This window comes from Vibrio sp. A11 (assembly GCF_013048705.1).
Taxonomy (GTDB): Bacteria; Pseudomonadota; Gammaproteobacteria; order Enterobacterales; family Vibrionaceae; genus Vibrio; species Vibrio metschnikovii.
Map to the genome: position 1 here is coordinate 14,767 of NZ_VHSI01000014.1, position 17,630 is coordinate 32,396.

Below are 17,630 nucleotides of genomic sequence, written 5' to 3' on the forward strand. Positions count from 1 at the left end.
GCTATTGATCACTTTTTGTCGTAAATAGAGGTTATGTGTCTGAACAGTGTAGCAAACCTATGATGACTGATTCATCTCTGGCGATTAATCTCAGAAAATTCGTATAAAAAAAGCGGTGCATTGCACCGCTTAACAATAGAATAGCGTATTAATGATGATTAAAGAATATCGAGCAATTCTACTTCAAACACGAGTGCGGCAAAGGGTGGAATTGCTGCGCCAGCGCCACGTTCACCGTATGCGAGATCATGTGGAATATACAGTTTCCACTTTGAGCCTACAGGCATCAATTGTAGGGCTTCGACCCAGCCTTTAATAACGCCAGTTACAGGGAACTCTGCAGGCTGGCCACGAGAAACTGAACTATCAAAAACGGTACCATCCGTCAGCTCACCATGATAATGGACACGGACAGATTTGTCAGACGTCGGAATTTCACCAGAACCTTGAGTGATCACTTCATACTGTAAGCCTGAGTCAAGCACGGTAACTTCTGAGCGTAGAGCATTATCTTTAAGGAACGTTTCACCTTCTGCAGCAGCGACTTTAGCGGCCGCTTGCATTGCTTCTTCAGCACGCATATGCATCGCTTGTAAGGCTTGGTTAATTTCGTCGATTTCAATTGCCGGCATATCACCGACAAGCGCTGTCGCGATACCAGCAGCAATGGCATCCACATTTAGCCCTTCAAGGCCGCTGCCCGCTAGTTGTTGGCCCATTTGTAGACCAATGCCGTAGCTGGCTTTTTGTTCTACGGTTTCAAATTTTACGTCAGACATACACGTCACTCTTTGTCACAAAAAGAAAGCCCACAGAATACCAGCTTCAGCGCTATGAGGAAATGCTTGACGAAGATTCATGTTATAAAGGTGCCAAGGTGTGATTCAGATCGAGACTTCAAGCTTTAATCTTCAAGATTGTGTCAACCTTTGGTTGAAGCAGGGTCATGCTCTATACTCTTAGCGCATGAGTTTTTATACTGTACCAAGTCAATGAAGGGCGGATAAAAATGAATCGTCGACACAGAAAAAAGCAACAGCCCCATTCTCTGGGGAAAATAAAACAACAATGGTTGCATCAGTGGGCGGCTATTGATTGGCGATCTTATGCTAAGCGGCTGGCTCAGTATCCTATCTGGTTACGTCTTAAGCTTCTTTGGGGGCAACTGCCTGTTTATCATCAACGCGGCTTAATGGTTTTGATTCCGGTTGTGATCTTGTTGTTATTTTTCCCTTCCTCACCGAAACAGGATGCTCCAACTCGTACTCCCGCACCAGCCAGTACTCGAGTCTCGATTGCTCTTAATACCCAAGGTTTAAGTGAACAAAGCGTCGAGCAACCTACAGCGGTGACAATCTCTGCTACTCCTCAGGAAAAGGTATGGCAAGAATATATTATTAAGCAAGGGGATACTTTGTCACAGGTGTTTAGAAGCAACAACTTGCCCTTAGCTGATCTTAATGCGTTAGTGAGAATTGAAGGTAGTGATAAGCCCTTGAGTCAAATACAGCAAGGGCAACGGATCCGTTTTAAGTTAGCCGCAGATGGGCAACTGGATATTTTACAGTTAGAACGTAATAATCAGTCAGTGATGTTTTTCCGATTATCGGATGGCGGTTTTGGGCGCAGTCAATAATCGAGAGTGATAAACACGCTACTTAACCAGCTTCATATCGATGTGAGGAATACCATCTTCTAAGTAGACAGCAGAGGTTGGTTGGAAACCATAGCTCTGATAAAAATTCTCTAGATAATGCTGTGCACCGATTTCTATGTCCTTATCTGGCCATTGATGTTGGCACTCGACCAATGCTTGATCTAGCAATTGACGTCCAAGGCCGTTTCCCCTTGCTTGTTGTTGGGTGGCGACTCTGCCAATACTTGCAGAAGGGTAGCTGATTCCCGGAGCGAGTAGTCTTGCATAAGCAATCAAGGATTGATCTTGATAGCCTAACAAATGCCATACGTCAGACTGAATATCTTTATCATCGAGTTCCGGATAAGCGCAGGCTTGTTCGACGACAAACACATCCACTCGCAGTTTGAGTAATTCATACAATTGTTGAGTGGTTAAACCCGTAAAGGGAAGGCATTGCCAAGTGATCATCGTGAGCTTCCTTTGAAAATGAAAACTTGACTCTAGCAAGCTTAACAACAGGATTCATTAACAAAGGTTAATATTGATGAAGAATTTCACCGCTATCCCCTTTCTACTTGAAGCTGCGGGGTGTTGGCTACGTTCGTTCACCCCAATCATAGAGTCTTTCTATGTTCATGGAGATGAACTCACTTGCCGCCCATCTGCAACTCCACGTTGTTTGGGTATAGATCATTAAAGATTCACTAGCCACACGAGGTTAAATAACGATAATAGACGTTTAATTTCGTCTAACCAAAGGACGCCCCTTGAGTAATTGTGCATTTTCGACCGTACCACTAAAACCTGAACTACTTTCTAACCTTGAGACGTTGGGATACACCCAAATGACTCCCATTCAGGCATTAAGTTTACCGACCATTTTAGCGGGCAGGGACGTTATCGGCCAAGGAAAGACAGGCTCAGGGAAAACGGCCGCTTTTGGATTAGGCGTTTTATCCAATCTTGATGTCAAACGCTTTCGCGTGCAAGCGCTAGTGCTCTGTCCTACTCGTGAGTTAGCCGATCAAGTGGCGACTGAAATCCGTACGTTAGGTCGCGCTATCCATAATATTAAAATTCTCACCTTGTGCGGTGGTATGCCGATGGGGCCGCAAATCGGTTCATTAGAGCATGGCGCGCATATTCTGGTTGGCACACCAGGACGTATTTTGGATCATCTTGAAAAAGGACGGATTGATCTTTCCGAGCTGAACACTTTAGTACTCGATGAAGCAGATCGAATGTTGGAGATGGGCTTTCAAGATGCATTAGATGCGATTATTGCTCAAGCGCCAACAGTCAGACAAACCTTACTATTCAGTGCCACTTTTCCTGCACAAATCAAGCAGGTGGCTGAGCGGATCATGCGTAATCCGGAAATGGTTAAAGTTGAATCTACCCATAGCTCAACCACAATTAAACAATACTTTTATAAACTTGAAGGTGCGGAGGCGCGAGATAAAGCGTTAGCCCAGTTGTTATTGCATCATCAACCAGAATCAGCGGTGGTATTTTGTAATACCAAAAAGGAAGTCACTCATGTTGCCGAGCAGTTAAAGCATAAAGGGTTCAGTGTGATTGAGCTACACGGTGATTTAGAGCAGCGCGATCGTGACCAAGCCTTGGTGCAGTTTGCCAATAAAAGTATCTCGATTTTGGTCGCTACCGATGTGGCCGCTCGTGGACTGGATGTCGATAACTTAGATGCCGTGTTTAACTTTGAGTTGTCCCGCGATCCTGAAGTGCATGTGCATCGTATTGGTCGTACGGGGCGCGCTGGTAGTCAAGGATTAGCGATCAGTTTCTTTAGCGACAATGAGATGCATCGCGTGGCGATGATTGATGAATACATGGATATGCCGATTGAGCCAGCTCAATTGCCAGACATGAGTGGACAGAATGCCGCGCCTTATCAAGCGAATATGGTGACGATCCAGATCGATGGTGGTAAAAAACAAAAAGTTCGTCCAGGTGATATTTTAGGCGCTTTAACCAGTGATGATGGGATCGATGGCCAGTTCGTCGGTAAGATTAATGTTTTGCCGATGCGCGCTTATGTTGCCGTGCATAAGTCGGTGGCTAAACGAGCGTTGCAGAAAATGGAAACCGGGAAAATGAAAGGCCGCCAATTTCGCGCTCGTTTATTGAAATAAAGCCGCCCTGCGGTGTTGCGACAAGGCCAGCGTTTAATCGCTGGCTTTTGCGTTTATGCGGGCTTTAATTCGACTTAAGCTGATGGGAGTGATCCCTAAGTAGGCGGCAATCTGACCATTGGTCAACTGTTTTTTAAGGGCTGAAAAATGGTCATTAAAAAGTTGATAACGTTCTTCGGGGCTATAAAGCAGCATAAAGCGTTCTTTATTTTCTTTATGCATCAACTGAGTTTCCAGTAGTTTGAGGTAGAGAGAGTGACGAGTTGCGCGCCAAGAATGTAAGATGTGGATCGGCAATTCAATTAAACGCACCGGGGTTAACGTTTCTAATAAATAGGGAGAAGCTTGATGCTTGATGAGACTTTCAAAACCAATTACCCAGTCTTGAGCCCAATAAAATTCTTTACTGAACGACTTACCTTGCTCGGTTAGATAGCAAGCATGACACACGCCCTCTAACACGAAATAGATCTGTTGGGGGATGTCGCCTTGGTGAATTAAAATATGTCGCGTCGGTAGTTCAAGTGGTTGGCTGCATGAAATTAATTGATTGATCTCATGTGGTTCAAATCCATCACTTGAGAGTTGTTGTTCAAACTCAACATACATATCAGGCTGTCCAATTGAAATAAGAAATTGATATCGCCATATTACCTGAAATTGTAGCGGTATTGGTTAGCTTCGTTCGCTCAATGACATCGTTATTGATACTGATAGAGATAGCTTTATTTAGCGTCGACTGGCAATGTCATGTTGTGTGGTGAGACGAGACGAACTTGAAGGTCAGTTAACATCATCAAAACCCATGAACCTCATTATTCGGTTCATGGGTAAGCGATAAAAAACTTATTGGGTGAGATCAATCCGGTAAATAGCAAAGCCGAGTGGATCGCGAGCGACTTTTTGCATGGGGTACTGGCCTTTGGCCTCAATAAATTGTGCCGCCTTGTCGCTAGGCGAGGTTTCAAAACGCACATCTAAGCGAGCATTGGTTTTGATAGGCGCAAATGACCAATTGTTATCAGCACTAGGGGTAACGTGGCCTTTTTCTGCGCTGATGCGCGAAATATAGCTTGCTACCACGGTGCGGTTTTCATCCGGTGAATCAAAGGCAACAAACTCACTGCCCGTACCAGCAAATTTATTACTGTAGGCGCGATAGTTATTGGTAGCAACCAAAAAGGTTTGCTTAAGATCCAGCGGTTGACCTTGATAAGTTAAACCGACAATACGCTCAGCCTCTTTATTGATTAGCTTACAATCACCGTCGTATTTTGCCGGTTGAGTGATATCAATTTGATAATTGACCCCATCGATGACATCAAAATTATAAGTACGGAAACCCTGCCAATTAATCAGACTTTGTGGCTCTGCACTGTGTGGGTCAATCTGATTAAATTGACCAGCACTGCACTCTAACCACTCTTTGACCTCTTTACCGGTCATTTTCAGCGCCACCAGTGTGTTAGGGTAGAGATAAAGATCCGCCGCGTTACGGAAGGTCAGTTGTCCAGCTTCGACTTCAGTGAAGCCATTAGGATCATCTTTGCGACCCCCGACTTTAAAAGGGGCAGCTGCTGATAAAACGGGTAATCCAGCCAGATTAGCATCGCCTTGAATAAAGCGCTCGATATAATCTTTTTGGGCTAAGTTGACGATTTGTATGGTTGGGTCATCTTGCACTAGAGCTAAAAAGCTGTACATCACATCATCGGCTTTACCGATGGGTTGATTGACAAACTCTCGTGTTGCTTGATGGTCATTAGCTAAGGCTTTGACGATATTCTTATCTGCCGACACCAGTGCTTGTTGCGTTTTACGATCGAAAATTGGCCGTGCTTCTGCACGTCCATTGACCACTTGCCATTGGCCATGTTCATTTTTTAAGGTTAAATCCATCACGCCGACATGGCTACCCCAACGACCGGGCATCACAGCAGGAATGCCATTGATAGTACCTTGATTAATATCAGCACCTGGTAAGTTGGCATAGTCTGCACTTGGGAATACCGCGTGTGAGTGTCCAAAGGCGATTGCATCAATACCTTTGACTTGGGTGAGATAATAAACCGAGTTTTCCGCCCCAGCTTGATAAGGATCGGTCGAGATCCCTGAATGAGGAATCGCGATGATCACCTCGGCGCCTTGCTGTTTCATTTGTGGAATGAGCGTTTCTGCGGTTTGCTTAATGTCTTTAGCAAACACTTTGCCTTCAAGATTTTTCTTATCCCAGACCATGATCTGCGGAGGGACAAAGCCAATGTAACCCACCTTCACGGTTTGAGATTGACCACTTTGATCAGTAAAAGTATGGGTTTTAATCAAATAGGGTTGGAAATAGTGCTTGCCAGTGTGTTGATCAAACACATTGGCATTAATGTAAGGAAAGTCCGCTCCCTTGATCGCCTGCTGGAGAAAATCTAAACCGTAATTAAACTCGTGGTTACCAATATTGCCCACATCGTAGCCGAGTTGATTCATTGCTTTATAAGCCGGGTGAATCTCGCCTGGAGTGATGCCTTTTGCCGCCATATAGTCACCCATAGGGCTACCTTGCAGTAAATCACCGTTATCGACCAGTACCGAGTTGGTCACTTCTTGCTGAGCTTGCTTGACTAAGCTTGCCGCACGAGCCAACCCTAATTGTTTGGATGGCATATCTTTGTAGTAATCATAATCCATTAAATTGGTATGAATATCAGTAGTTTCAATAATCCTGAGTTGGAGTGTTTCCGCCATTGCTGGTCCTGCCATGCTTAAAAGACCCGTTAACACGGCGATGGATAAAGAGTGATGTACTGATGGCATAGGTAATTTCCTGTTGATTATCTGGGGTACGGTTTGAGTTACCTCATTGGCAATGGCTGCAAATGTAACAAATTGTGATGCAATGTGTCGGACTGAACATCACAAAGTGTGAGTTATTCCGGGTCTTTTACCGCTTAAAAGTCAGGTGAGTGACTGCTTATCAGCTTTTAGTATAAAAAATGAAATTTTAGAATTTCGAGTAATAACATCCACCGCTCATAATGACGTCATCAATTTGAGTTAAGGATGACAACGATGGCGGGTTTTCAACACGTTACGACCACAAAGGTCAAACAGGCAACGCTGGTGGCATTGGATGGAGGGGCAACATCGAGCCCTTATACTCGCCTGTCTCGTAGTCAATTGCGCGCCGGCGAAGTGGCGTTGATTGGTGCCGGTCCTGGCGATCCTGAACTGCTGACGGTCAAAGCGCTCAATTATCTACAACAAGCGGATGTTGTGCTCTATGACTATTTGGTCTCAGAGGACATTATGGCGCTGATCCCCAGCACAACCATTTTAGTTTGTGTGGGGAAACGGGCTGGTCATCATAGTGTTCCACAAGAAAAAACCAATCAACTGCTGGTCGATTTTGCCCAATTGGGTCATCGCGTGGTGAGGATCAAAGGCGGTGATCCTTTTATGTTTGGTCGTGGTGGTGAAGAGTTGGAAGTGTTGGCGGATGCTGGCATCGCATTTCAAGTGATCCCTGGTATTACTGCAGCAGCAGGAGCGACCGCGTACGCTGGTATTCCATTAACCCACCGTGATTATGCACAATCGGCTTTATTTATTACCGGACACTTAAAAAATGACACCATTGATGAGATGGAGTGGCCGACCTTAGCGCGCGGTCATCAAACCTTAGTCATCTATATGGGATTGATGAATGCCACGATGATCACGCAACAACTCCTCCTACATGGACGTCAAGCCTCGACGCCGATTGCGATCATCGAGCGCGGTACTCAACAAGCCCAAAAAGTCTTTCGAGGCGTTTTGCAAGATTTACCCCAATTAGCGACTCAAGCGCAATCACCGGCCTTAATTGTGATTGGTGAGGTGGTCGCGTTAGCCGATAAATTGGCTTGGTTTGGAGAGCAAACTGAGCGTCCCACTCACTACCACTATGCCTAATTGATTATTTTACTCTTGCCATTTTCTTGTTCGAGACAATGACGAGGCAGCGAAAAGGAAACCGACAGAATGGATCCACAACGTTTAACCCATTTACAGCAGCTTGAGGCGGAGAGTATTCATATTCTTCGCGAGGTGGCAGCAGAATTTGCGAACCCAGTGATGATGTACTCGATAGGTAAAGACTCCTCCGTGATGTTGCATCTGGCTCGCAAAGCATTTTATCCGGGAAAAATTCCTTTTCCTTTACTGCATGTGGATACGGATTGGAAATTTCGCGAGATGATCGAGTTTCGTGATGCGGCAGCTGAAAAGTATGGCTTTGAGCTTTTGGTACATAAAAACCCAGAAGGATTGGCGATGGGGATTAATCCTTTTGTGCATGGCTCCTCGAAACACACCGACATCATGAAAACTCAGGGGCTTAAACAAGCGCTGAACCATTATGGGTTTGATGCCGCTTTTGGTGGTGCTCGTCGTGATGAAGAAAAATCCCGAGCTAAAGAGCGAGTGTATTCGTTTCGAGATCAAAACCACACTTGGGATCCGAAAAACCAACGTCCAGAGCTATGGAAAACCTATAACGGGCAAATTAATAAAGGGGAAAGTATTCGCGTATTCCCTTTATCGAACTGGACGGAATTGGATATTTGGCAATACATCTATCTAGAAAACATCGATATTGTGCCGCTGTATCTTGCTGATGTCCGCCCGGTAGTTGAACGAAATGGCATGTTAATTATGGTCGATGATCAGCGGATGCCATTGCAACCGGGTGAAGAGGTTCAATACAAGCGAGTTCGGTTCAGAACCCTCGGCTGCTATCCCCTAACCGGAGCCGTAGAATCTGAAGCCGATACGTTGACCGGGATTATTGAAGAGATGTTGGTGGCAACGTCCAGTGAGCGACAGGGGCGGGCGATCGATCACGATCAGTCTGGATCGATGGAACTGAAAAAACGCCAGGGTTACTTCTAAGGATTTGAGGAAAGAAAATGAACAGTGCAGTGCATGCTCAACTTGCTGAGCTGGGTATTGAAGGATACCTCAGCCAACATCAACATAAATCATTATTACGCTTTCTAACCTGCGGCTCGGTTGATGATGGAAAAAGTACGTTAATTGGTCGTCTGTTGCATGATTCTAAGCAGATCTATGAAGATCAGCTCGCCGCGGTTCATTCGGACAGTCAGCGCGTGGGAACCACCGGAGAGCGGCCCGATCTTGCGCTATTGGTCGATGGCTTACAAGCCGAGCGTGAGCAAGGAATCACTATCGACGTCGCTTATCGCTATTTTTCCACTCAAAAACGCAAATTTATCATTGCCGATACCCCAGGGCATGAACAGTATACGCGTAATATGGCTACCGGGGCGTCGACCTGCGACTTAGCGATTATCTTGATTGATGCTCGTAAAGGGGTATTAGATCAAACCCGCCGACATTCGTTTATTGCCCATTTATTGGGGATCAAACACTTTATCGTCGCGATCAATAAGATGGATTTAGTGGATTATTCCCAAGCGCGATTTGAAGAAATTGCTCAGCAATACGCTGATTTTTCAAAGCATCTTGCCCAAGATATTGCTATTCAGTTGATTCCTATCTCTGCGCTAGAAGGTGACAATGTCGTCGAGAAAAGCCAATTTATGTCTTGGTATCAAGGTGAATCACTGCTCGAGCGACTAGAAAACGTGCAGATTAAGCCACCGAGTCTCAACGCAGATTTTCGTTTTCCCGTTCAGTATGTCAATCGTCCCCATTTAGATTTTCGTGGTTTTGCTGGTACGGTTGCCGCGGGCACAATTCATGTTGGTGATAAGGTCAAAGTGTTACCGTCTGGAAAAACCTCTGCGATTACGCGGATTGTTACTTTTGACGGAGACTTAAGCCATGCCAATGCTGGACAAGCGGTCACCTTGACGTTACAAGATGAGATCGATATCAGTCGTGGTGATCTGTTAGTGTTGGCCGATGCTGATGTTTCGCTAACCTCGCAACTCGTCGCGGATGTGGTATGGATGACAGAGCAGCCACTACAACTTGATCGTGAATACGACATTAAAATCGCAGGTAAGAAAACTCTGGGTCGAGTGACCAACATTGAGCATCAATACGATATTAATCAGCTAAGCACCTTCAATACTGAACAGCTACCACTGAATGGTATTGCCCGTTGTCAATGGCGCTTTACCCATCAACTGGCGGTGGATAACTATCAAGATTGTGCGGATACTGGCGGTTTTATTATTATTGATCGTTTGACTAACGTCACGGTCGGAGCGGGTTTGATTCGCGAGTCGCTGCAAGCCGTAGATTTACCAACTGCAACGGGATTGTCGGCTTTTGAGTTAGAATTTAATGCGTTGGTCCGAAAACATTTCCCTCATTGGGATGCGAAAGATCTCAGCCAGTTCAAGGGGCAATAATGCACACTATCGATAATGTCACTGAACCGACGATCGTTTGGCATGAGCATCATGTTGATAAAGCCCATCGAGCACGATTGAAACAACAGCGCCCAGCGGTATTGTGGTTCACTGGGCTATCTGGAGCTGGAAAGTCAACCATTGCGGGAGCTCTAGAACAACGCCTTGCTGAGCTTGGTTACCATACCTATTTATTGGATGGCGATAATGTGCGTCACGGATTGTGCGCAGATTTAGGTTTTTCAGAGCAAGATCGCCGGGAGAACATTCGCCGCATCGGTGAGCTTGCCAAGTTAATGGCCGATGCAGGATTGATTGTGTTAACGGCTTTTATCTCACCGCATCGTGCTGAAAGGCAACGAGTTCGAGCATTAATGCCTGAAGGTGAATTTTTGGAAGTGTTTGTGAATACTCACTTAGCGGTGTGTGAGCAGCGTGATCCAAAAGGGTTGTATAAGAAAGCACGAGCGGGTGAACTGACTCAGTTTACTGGGATTGATTCGGTGTATGAAGCGCCGCTGGAGGCAGAGATTGATTTGCCCGCTGGTGAAGAGCCGGTCGAGGCATTGGTTGAGCGCTGCATTGTGGCGTTACAGCAACGAGGGATTATTGGTTAAAGCGATACCACTCACCCTTTGATCGTGAAAGCCATTCATCCTGATGAGTGGCTTTTTTTATGTGTGCGATTTATACCGTGTGATGAATGGTACTGCTGGCGTCACTATGGACAATAAATTTTTGTCCTAACAGAGCGATCAGTTGATCATAGTAACCACTATTGGGTTTATTGCCTAATAGTCGGCAGAGTTCATTGCCGGTAGGAGTGAAGCGATAGTACAGCAAGTGCACCCCTTTGGCAGTGACGTTTAATGTGAGCTGTTTACCTTGGTAGCTTAGCGTTAGCGGCGGATCAAATTCAATTGCCCCCGATTCTAATTCTGTGGCATGCAGTAAGCCAAGTTCGATTAATACCAGTAAGCTGGAATAAGGTAATTGGTGACTACCAATATTTAATGTTGAGGTGATATTGCGTTTGCCTAAACTAAAAATACTGTTTTGTACTTTAAGACCAAACAGTAATTTTAAACTCGGATCGCTGCCGAAACTGCAACTCAAACCGGCGGCACGTTGTAAAATTTGCGCTTCTTTGGGAGTCATGTTTTGCAAAATACTCAGTGCTTTCATTGAAGTAAACCCTGGGTTGGTCACTTCACGTTTCAGAACTTGCGCCCACAGACGCTGCATTGATGAGTTATGAATATCTTGCGCCATATCGAAGAAACGGTATAGCCAGTCTTGGTCAGGGTCTCCCGCCGTTTCGTTATGACACGAGAGATGTGCAAGACGTACGATTTGCTCCAGATTTTTTTGTCGCTGCTCTTTTCTCTCTCGCTCACGTTTTAACGCTCTATCTAACGGCGTTTTTTGCGGCTTCTCATCCAGTAATAAGGCATCTAACCCATGTTGCTGAGCAATCGATGAGATACGACTCGCGCTATCTTTTAGATAACTGGATTTTTTCTCTGTATTGGAATGGGTTGTGGTTGGATGCTCAATCACAACCGAGGATTTCAGCTCAGCCATGGGTTACCAAATTTTACCATTGAATCATACTCTAAAATGTACCGTGGATTGGCTAAGGTAACCAGTGAAACTCTTGGTGATAGCGCACAAATTTGCGCTATCATAAATGATAATAACTTGTTAAAATTGTTATCAACAACTGTGGGGGCACACTGACGCAATGAAGTACGATAAAGAAAATCGCTGGTTTAAGCATATATCGACCACTTTACTGTTTTTGATCTATTTGGGGTTATTAAGTTATTTAGCCAAATACATGATGTAACGAGTAAGGTGGTCTTTGAGTTAGCAATTATTTAACAAATGGTTACATGTCATCGTAATCTTCGATCGCGGTTCCTTCAATCAGATAGGCGGTTTCCGCCAGCTCAGCACTAACCACTTCGGTTTTCAATGTTCCTATCACATACACCACATCCCATAACTGTTGAATCGGAGCCCCTTGAGGGTACTTGACGTAAATGATCTGATTCGGTGGCGGTGGGGGGACATGAATACAGGCCCCAAAATAGGGAACCAGTAAAAACTCGGTGATGGAGTTTTCGTCTCCCTCAAGAGGAATGACAAAACCTGGGATTTTTACCTGACTGCCATTGAGCTCACTGCGTACACTGCCCACTTTGATTTGTTGGGCGGGTAGATCGAGGTTGTGATCGATCATTGGCATGCCCATCGCGTTAAATTGGTTGCGCTCATTTTCTGGAATGAGATCAATCCAGTCTAATTGCAGCGGTTCACCATTGGCGTAGACGTTAAAGCTTATCGCCGTAAGTAGTGGCACCAATAAGCTCAGTAACCATTTATACATCTTATTGTTTCTCCTAGAGTCGTATCGTCATACCATCACTGAGTGATTGACGGTAAGCACGCAGTGCAGGAATAAAGCCTATCATGGTGCCAGCCACTTGCACATAGCCCAGCAGTTGCCACTCATAATGAGTCAGGGCCTGGAGTTGCAGTTGAATACCATATTGACTCGCGACGATAGGGGAAGCGACCGCAAGAACAAGATATAAGCCGATTAAACCGGTGACAATGCCTAATAAGGTTAAAACACTCGCTTCGCTGATCAGTAAGGCAAAAATGTGTTTTGGTTGTGCCCCCATCGCACGTAAAATCGACATTTCGCGACGACGTTCTTGCAGGCTAGTCAGTAAGCTACTTAGCATGCCGAGTAACCCGGCAATAACGACAAAAACCGACACCGTCATTAACGCTTGCTCTGCAACGGACATCATTCCCCACAGTTCATGCAGTGCTACACCGGGTAGAATGGCACTTAATGGTTCCGCTCGGTATTGGTTAATTTGTCTTTGTAGCGCAAAGGTCTGAATTTTTGAATGCAAACCGAGTAGCATCGCCGTGATTTGCTGCGGTTCAAATTCACGCTGCTTTAACTCTTCTTTGCTCGGGGTATTGCCTAAATTAGCCCCAGACTCCCAGCCAACATGGATAGCTTCAATGGCTTCAAGAGAGACGTGGACGGTTTTATCTACCGGCGTGCCGGTTGGCGCTAAAATACCGACGACAGTAAAAGGCAGATTATCGTGCCGACTGAAGCCGACATCGCTGATGCCATGAGCGATAATGATCTCACTGCCTAAGTGATAACCGAGTTGTTTGGCGACGTCGGCACCGAGTACAGTCTCAAATAAGCCGGAAAACTCTCTGCCTTGAGAAAAAGTAAGTGGTTGCTTACTTCCATAGCGAAAGTGTTCAAAGTAGTTATGGTTGGTGCCCATGACACGAAAACCACGGTGCGAATCGCCCAGTGAAATCGGGATAGCCCATTTTACGGCGCGATGCTGGCTAAATTCTTGATAGCTTTTCCAATCAATATTATTGGTCGCATTGCCAATCCGAAATACCGAATAAAGCAGAAGATTCACTTGTCCTGAACGCCCTCCGACAATCAGATCGGTACCTGAAATGGTATTAGCAAAACTGCTCTTTGCTTGGGTGCGAATGCGCTCAACGCCCATTAATAAAATGACGGAAATCGCTACGGTAAGAATGGTTAATAAAGCGGTAGTTTTGCGATTCAGTAAGCTTTTCCACGCTAACTTGGTGACTACGCTCATGCAACACCTCGTGCTTGATTAATAGTAGGTAAGTACACACTTCGTTCAAACAGTTTCTCTAAAGTTGGATCGTGGCTAACAAAAACCAGGGTTGTGCCGACACGATTGGCTTCATCTAATAACAGTTCGATAAAGGCACTGCGGTTATCGTAATCGAGTGCGGAAGTGGGCTCATCGGCAATCAGTAGTGGCGGATCGCCAATCAATGCCCTTGCCGCGGCGACGCGTTGTTGTTGACCGATACTTAATTCCGTCACCGGCTTATTAAGCAGTGTGTCACTGAGCTTCAGTTGAGCGAGTAACTGTTTGGCTCGCTCGCGAATATCTCCAGAGACGTTCGCGCGGCGATGAGCTGAAAATTGACAGGGTAGGATGACGTTATCAATCACTGATAAGTAAGGTAATAAGTTAAATTGTTGGAAAATATAACCAATATTGTCAGCGCGAAATTTATCTCGTTGGCGAGATTTGAGTTTAGCTAAGTCATGACCGAGTAAGTGGACATGGCCTTGAGTGGCGGTATTAATTCCGGTCAGTAAGCTTAGTAAGGTCGATTTACCACAACCACTTGGCCCCTTTACAAACAGATGTTGCTTGGCAAGCACGCTCAAAGCATCAATATGGAGGGTCGGTTGAGGATTATTTGGCCACTGAAATTGTACATCGATAAGGTCAATTACGGGAGTGGCGCTTGGCAGCGGTTGGCTGTTCATCACTTATCCTTATTTGATGGAAAATCGGGTAAGCCAGGCTTACCCGATTGGGGCGTGAACGCTTACATCGGTTGATGCATTTACAGTGACAGACGAGTTTGTTGCTTGGTCAGCTCAACGGCAGTTTGTGTACGCTCGGTGAGTAAATTGACCAGCATTTTTTCCGTGCTTGGGAATAAGGCGAACCATTCTGTGTTGATCTGAGTGAGCGCGCCAACATTTTCACATTGATAGTGATATTGCGCAGTAAATTCACCGTGTTGATGCTTGTGATCGTGATGCTTATGATGGTCATGGTCATGGTCATGCTTATGATCATGTCCGTGATCATGATGAGCATGATCGCTATGATCATGGTTATCTTTGTCGCCACTTAGGGTGTGGCTAACATGGGTTTCTTCCAATTGACATTTCGCTGCCGAGCTTAAGGTAAACAGTGATTCTGCTTGTCCTAAGATATCTAATGCGCGATTAAGTGCTTGAACTTGGGTTTCGTTGTGTGGTGCGTGCTCAAAACCCACCACATCTGCGCCCGGAGCAGTGATCTCAATCAGCAAATCCGTGCCATCTTGAGCGATGTTAAGCTCAACTTGTCCATGAACATGAGCATCGTGTTGACGAAATTCTTGATGGGCAAACGCGGCGGTTGATAATACGGCAGAAATACTTAAGGCAAGCAAAGGTTTAGTTAGCATAGTGTTGATTCCATAACATAGGGATAGTAAATATTGTGTTGGTTAATGTATTGAACGGTTCAACGTTTTGGTGGTGAACGTGCTACATAAGTAATGTAGTCGAGTACCAAACAAAATGGGCTAACGATGGCTGGTATAAAACCCTGTGCTGGCCAAATAGGGATGATCAGAGTGGCATGCTCAAGGCCGTGTTTCATTACGGAAAACAGTTGGCAATGATGATCGGTATGTTGAGTTGGATGAATGTCTAATTGATGATTTATCACGGCGATATTGAGCCACAGCACCAACAATACGGCCAGTATACTGACAGTGTTGGTCGATAGACGTAAAGGCTGTGGTTTGACCATCATCTTATACCCAATACAACAAGAAGATTGTTATAGTATAACAATCTTCTTGTCTGGCAAGCCTTAAGGTTATTTTTCTAGCTGTTGTTGAATGAGCGATAGTACGTTTTGAATAGCATCGTCATTTAAAGCTCCTTCTTGGACAAATTGCACGATACCCTGTTTATCGAGCACGATGATCGCTGATGAGCGGTTTTGTAACTGCCAACTTTGTGCCACGATACCCGCTTGGTCAAGGACAATCGACGACCAAGGGAAATCGGTTTTGCTGCTTTGAGCCGATGATTTTACAAACGAGCCCGTTCCCCATACCGCATCATTTTGATTAATGATCGTTGTAGTTTGGTATGCATCACGAGGAAACTCTGCTGCGGTGAGTGCGGCCATGAGAGGGGCGTTCATTTCCTTGGCGGCGCTTCGACCAGCAATAGCTTGAATCACTCGAACCTTACCTGGGAGTTGAGTGCTACTCCATGGTACAAACTGAGTGTCTTTACCCTCCAATATCACTTCGCCATATTTTGCGACGTCGACGGCTGGGAGTGGCTGACCGAGTACTAGATTGTGTGCTGACGCAACGAGACTATGAGTGGCGATCAATAGAGTGAGTAGTATTTTTTTTATCATGGTAAGTCCGTTTTAGTAAATAAGTGGTTTAAGTTGATGGTGTATCGGTATGCAAGGACCGCATTGTGTTCTTGAAATTGGTAATTACTGTTATTGACGTAGGGACTAAAATTATAGAGCAAGAACGCATGTTTGCCTTTTTTGATCTCTAAATAAACCCCGACCGCCTGACCAAACTCACTAAGTTTGATGTTTTTTGTCTCGCCAAACTCGGGATGTAGGGGCTGAGTAATTTGATAATTACCACTCAGATTAAGATAACCTAGCCCAATACCAATCCCCGTTTTTACTTGCCATTTCTCTGGCTGGTGGCGATTAAAATGGTAAAAAAATAATGGCATCGCATACAGCGCATAGCCAGATATTTTGGTATCAAGATTGGTTAGCTGATTGTTTTGATGAAGCGTTTGTCGATTAACTTTGACGAGATTGCCATCCAGTTGAAATTGTACGCCCAACGAGCTTTGCTCTGAAAGATAATAGCCTTTTGATAAGAGAGAGACCGTTGGAGAAAGAGCGAGCTTATTATTCATTTGTGCAATGTTTTGATCGGATTCGTCGCGCACATCAATGTTGTTGGTGGTTAACTGTAGACCCAGATTGAGCTCAATAGCGCAAATTGGGAGGCTATAGCAAAGAGTAAAAATAACGCTCGTTCTTAAATAATTGATCATAACAGAATGCTCTTTCATCATTTAATGAGCCATTAATCAGCTCGCTTCGTTGATATTGCTGAAGCGAGCGTTATATTAGTGAGCTCGATTATTACTCACAAAAAGCACACCCCTGTGCCACCAAGGCCACAATATCCTTGCGGGTTTTTAGCGAGGTATTGCTGGTGAGAACTTTCCGCAAAATAATAAGCGCCAGCAGGAGTAATTTCGGTGGTGATCTCCGTTTTATGGTGTTCGTTTAGCAAAGCTTGATATTCTGCGCGGCTTTGCTCTGCTAGCGTTTGCTGTTCATCGGTGTAAGTGTAGATCACAGAACGATATTGAGTTCCTAAATCATTGCCTTGGCGCATACCTTGGGTTGGATCGTGATTTTCCCAGAAGGCTTGCAACAGTGTTCTCAAGGGTAACACCTTAGGATCGTAGATCACTCGGACGACTTCCGCATGGCCAGTTTTACCCGTACAAACTTCTTGATAGGTTGGGTTTGGAGTAAAGCCGCCAGCATAGCCGACAGAAGTAGAAACGACACCGTCTAAACGCCAAAATAAACGTTCCGCTCCCCAAAAACAGCCCATTCCAATCAGTAATTGCTCTTGTCCCGCGCTAGGTTTGCTGCTTAGGGGGGTATGATGGATAAAATGTTTGTCTTCAAACTCGATGGGAGTAGCACGGCCTGGTAAGGCTTGATCCGCTGAAATAAGCGAAGATTTGTTGAGCATAGCAATTCCTTATTAGTCATA

At 45.1% G+C, this 17,630-nt stretch carries 17 protein-coding genes and 2 pseudogenes; 6 read left to right on the forward strand and 13 right to left on the reverse strand.

Annotation, left to right across the window (positions count from 1 at the left end; all coding sequences use genetic code 11):
* Window positions 1–158: 158 nt before the first annotated feature.
* Complete coding sequence (locus FKQ60_RS13730; RefSeq protein ID WP_072670429.1) at window positions 159–779, reverse strand: FKBP-type peptidyl-prolyl cis-trans isomerase; 621 nt, start codon at window positions 777–779, stop codon at window positions 159–161.
* Window positions 780–1,009: 230 nt separating this feature from the next.
* On the opposite strand from FKQ60_RS13730, the gene FKQ60_RS13735 reads away from it, so the two are divergent.
* A complete protein-coding gene (locus FKQ60_RS13735) occupies window positions 1,010–1,636 on the forward strand; it encodes a LysM-like peptidoglycan-binding domain-containing protein (protein ID WP_004394552.1) in 627 nt (208 codons plus the stop codon).
* Between the two features lie 18 nt (window positions 1,637–1,654).
* Here the strand turns inward: FKQ60_RS13735 and FKQ60_RS13740 are convergent, their stop codons facing one another.
* Complete coding sequence (locus FKQ60_RS13740; RefSeq protein WP_040903979.1) at window positions 1,655–2,107, reverse strand: GNAT family N-acetyltransferase; 453 nt, start codon at window positions 2,105–2,107, stop codon at window positions 1,655–1,657.
* 299 nt (window positions 2,108–2,406) lie between these two features.
* Between FKQ60_RS13740 and dbpA the strand changes: the two genes are divergently transcribed.
* Entirely contained in the window at window positions 2,407–3,792 is a 1,386-nt protein-coding gene (dbpA, locus tag FKQ60_RS13745; protein WP_158144645.1) for an ATP-dependent RNA helicase DbpA, read from the forward strand.
* A gap of 33 nt (window positions 3,793–3,825) precedes the next feature.
* Here dbpA and FKQ60_RS13750 read toward each other — a convergent pair whose 3' ends face one another.
* Window positions 3,826–4,401 carry a Crp/Fnr family transcriptional regulator gene (locus FKQ60_RS13750; protein WP_040903982.1) on the reverse strand — a complete coding sequence of 192 codons (576 nt, stop codon included), beginning with the start codon at window positions 4,399–4,401 and terminating at the stop codon, window positions 3,826–3,828.
* 237 nt (window positions 4,402–4,638) lie between these two features.
* A complete protein-coding gene (gene cpdB, locus FKQ60_RS13755; protein ID WP_170904263.1) occupies window positions 4,639–6,600 on the reverse strand; it encodes a 2',3'-cyclic-nucleotide 2'-phosphodiesterase in 1,962 nt (653 codons plus the stop codon).
* 351 nt (window positions 6,601–6,951) lie between these two features.
* Here cpdB and cobA point away from each other — a divergent pair.
* From cobA to cysC, 4 genes and pseudogenes are all read left to right on the forward strand, one after another.
* Window positions 6,952–7,737 (forward strand): annotated as a pseudogene (gene cobA, locus FKQ60_RS13760) (uroporphyrinogen-III C-methyltransferase); the annotation flags it as partial.
* A 66-nt stretch (window positions 7,738–7,803) separates the two neighbouring features.
* A pseudogene (gene cysD / locus FKQ60_RS13765) lies at window positions 7,804–8,715 on the forward strand (sulfate adenylyltransferase subunit CysD); the annotation flags it as partial.
* A gap of 17 nt (window positions 8,716–8,732) precedes the next feature.
* Window positions 8,733–10,166: a sulfate adenylyltransferase subunit CysN gene (gene cysN / locus FKQ60_RS13770; protein ID WP_154170026.1), complete on the forward strand. Its 1,434-nt coding sequence runs from the start codon at window positions 8,733–8,735 to the stop codon at window positions 10,164–10,166.
* Window positions 10,166–10,783, forward strand: coding sequence for an adenylyl-sulfate kinase (cysC, locus tag FKQ60_RS13775; RefSeq protein WP_154170028.1), 618 nt, complete (start codon window positions 10,166–10,168; stop codon window positions 10,781–10,783). Before cysN ends, cysC begins: the two co-directional genes overlap by 1 nt.
* A gap of 70 nt (window positions 10,784–10,853) precedes the next feature.
* Here cysC and FKQ60_RS13780 read toward each other — a convergent pair whose 3' ends face one another.
* The 9 genes from FKQ60_RS13780 to msrA form a co-directional block, all read right to left on the reverse strand.
* On the reverse strand, window positions 10,854–11,750 hold the full coding sequence (locus tag FKQ60_RS13780) for a TIGR03899 family protein (RefSeq protein ID WP_154170030.1): 897 nt from the start codon (window positions 11,748–11,750) through the stop codon (window positions 10,854–10,856).
* Between the two features lie 307 nt (window positions 11,751–12,057).
* On the reverse strand, window positions 12,058–12,558 hold the full coding sequence (locus tag FKQ60_RS13785; RefSeq protein WP_158144649.1) for a DUF3299 domain-containing protein: 501 nt from the start codon (window positions 12,556–12,558) through the stop codon (window positions 12,058–12,060).
* Between the two features lie 13 nt (window positions 12,559–12,571).
* Complete coding sequence (locus FKQ60_RS13790) at window positions 12,572–13,831, reverse strand: FtsX-like permease family protein (RefSeq protein WP_154170034.1); 1,260 nt, start codon at window positions 13,829–13,831, stop codon at window positions 12,572–12,574.
* Complete coding sequence (locus tag FKQ60_RS13795) at window positions 13,828–14,544, reverse strand: ABC transporter ATP-binding protein (RefSeq protein ID WP_158144650.1); 717 nt, start codon at window positions 14,542–14,544, stop codon at window positions 13,828–13,830. The genes FKQ60_RS13790 and FKQ60_RS13795 overlap by 4 nt, the downstream gene beginning before the upstream one ends.
* A gap of 80 nt (window positions 14,545–14,624) precedes the next feature.
* On the reverse strand, window positions 14,625–15,239 hold the full coding sequence (locus FKQ60_RS13800) for a DUF2796 domain-containing protein (protein ID WP_170904262.1): 615 nt from the start codon (window positions 15,237–15,239) through the stop codon (window positions 14,625–14,627).
* A 59-nt stretch (window positions 15,240–15,298) separates the two neighbouring features.
* Window positions 15,299–15,592 carry a DUF2607 family protein gene (locus FKQ60_RS13805; protein WP_233268182.1) on the reverse strand — a complete coding sequence of 98 codons (294 nt, stop codon included), beginning with the start codon at window positions 15,590–15,592 and terminating at the stop codon, window positions 15,299–15,301.
* Between the two features lie 66 nt (window positions 15,593–15,658).
* Window positions 15,659–16,216 carry a YtfJ family protein gene (locus FKQ60_RS13810; RefSeq protein ID WP_170904261.1) on the reverse strand — a complete coding sequence of 186 codons (558 nt, stop codon included), beginning with the start codon at window positions 16,214–16,216 and terminating at the stop codon, window positions 15,659–15,661.
* Window positions 16,213–16,890 carry a hypothetical protein gene (locus FKQ60_RS13815; protein WP_154170043.1) on the reverse strand — a complete coding sequence of 226 codons (678 nt, stop codon included), beginning with the start codon at window positions 16,888–16,890 and terminating at the stop codon, window positions 16,213–16,215. The genes FKQ60_RS13810 and FKQ60_RS13815 overlap by 4 nt, the downstream gene beginning before the upstream one ends.
* A gap of 95 nt (window positions 16,891–16,985) precedes the next feature.
* Entirely contained in the window at window positions 16,986–17,609 is a 624-nt protein-coding gene (gene msrA, locus FKQ60_RS13820) for a peptide-methionine (S)-S-oxide reductase MsrA (RefSeq protein ID WP_154170045.1), read from the reverse strand.
* Window positions 17,610–17,630: the final 21 nt, after the last annotated feature.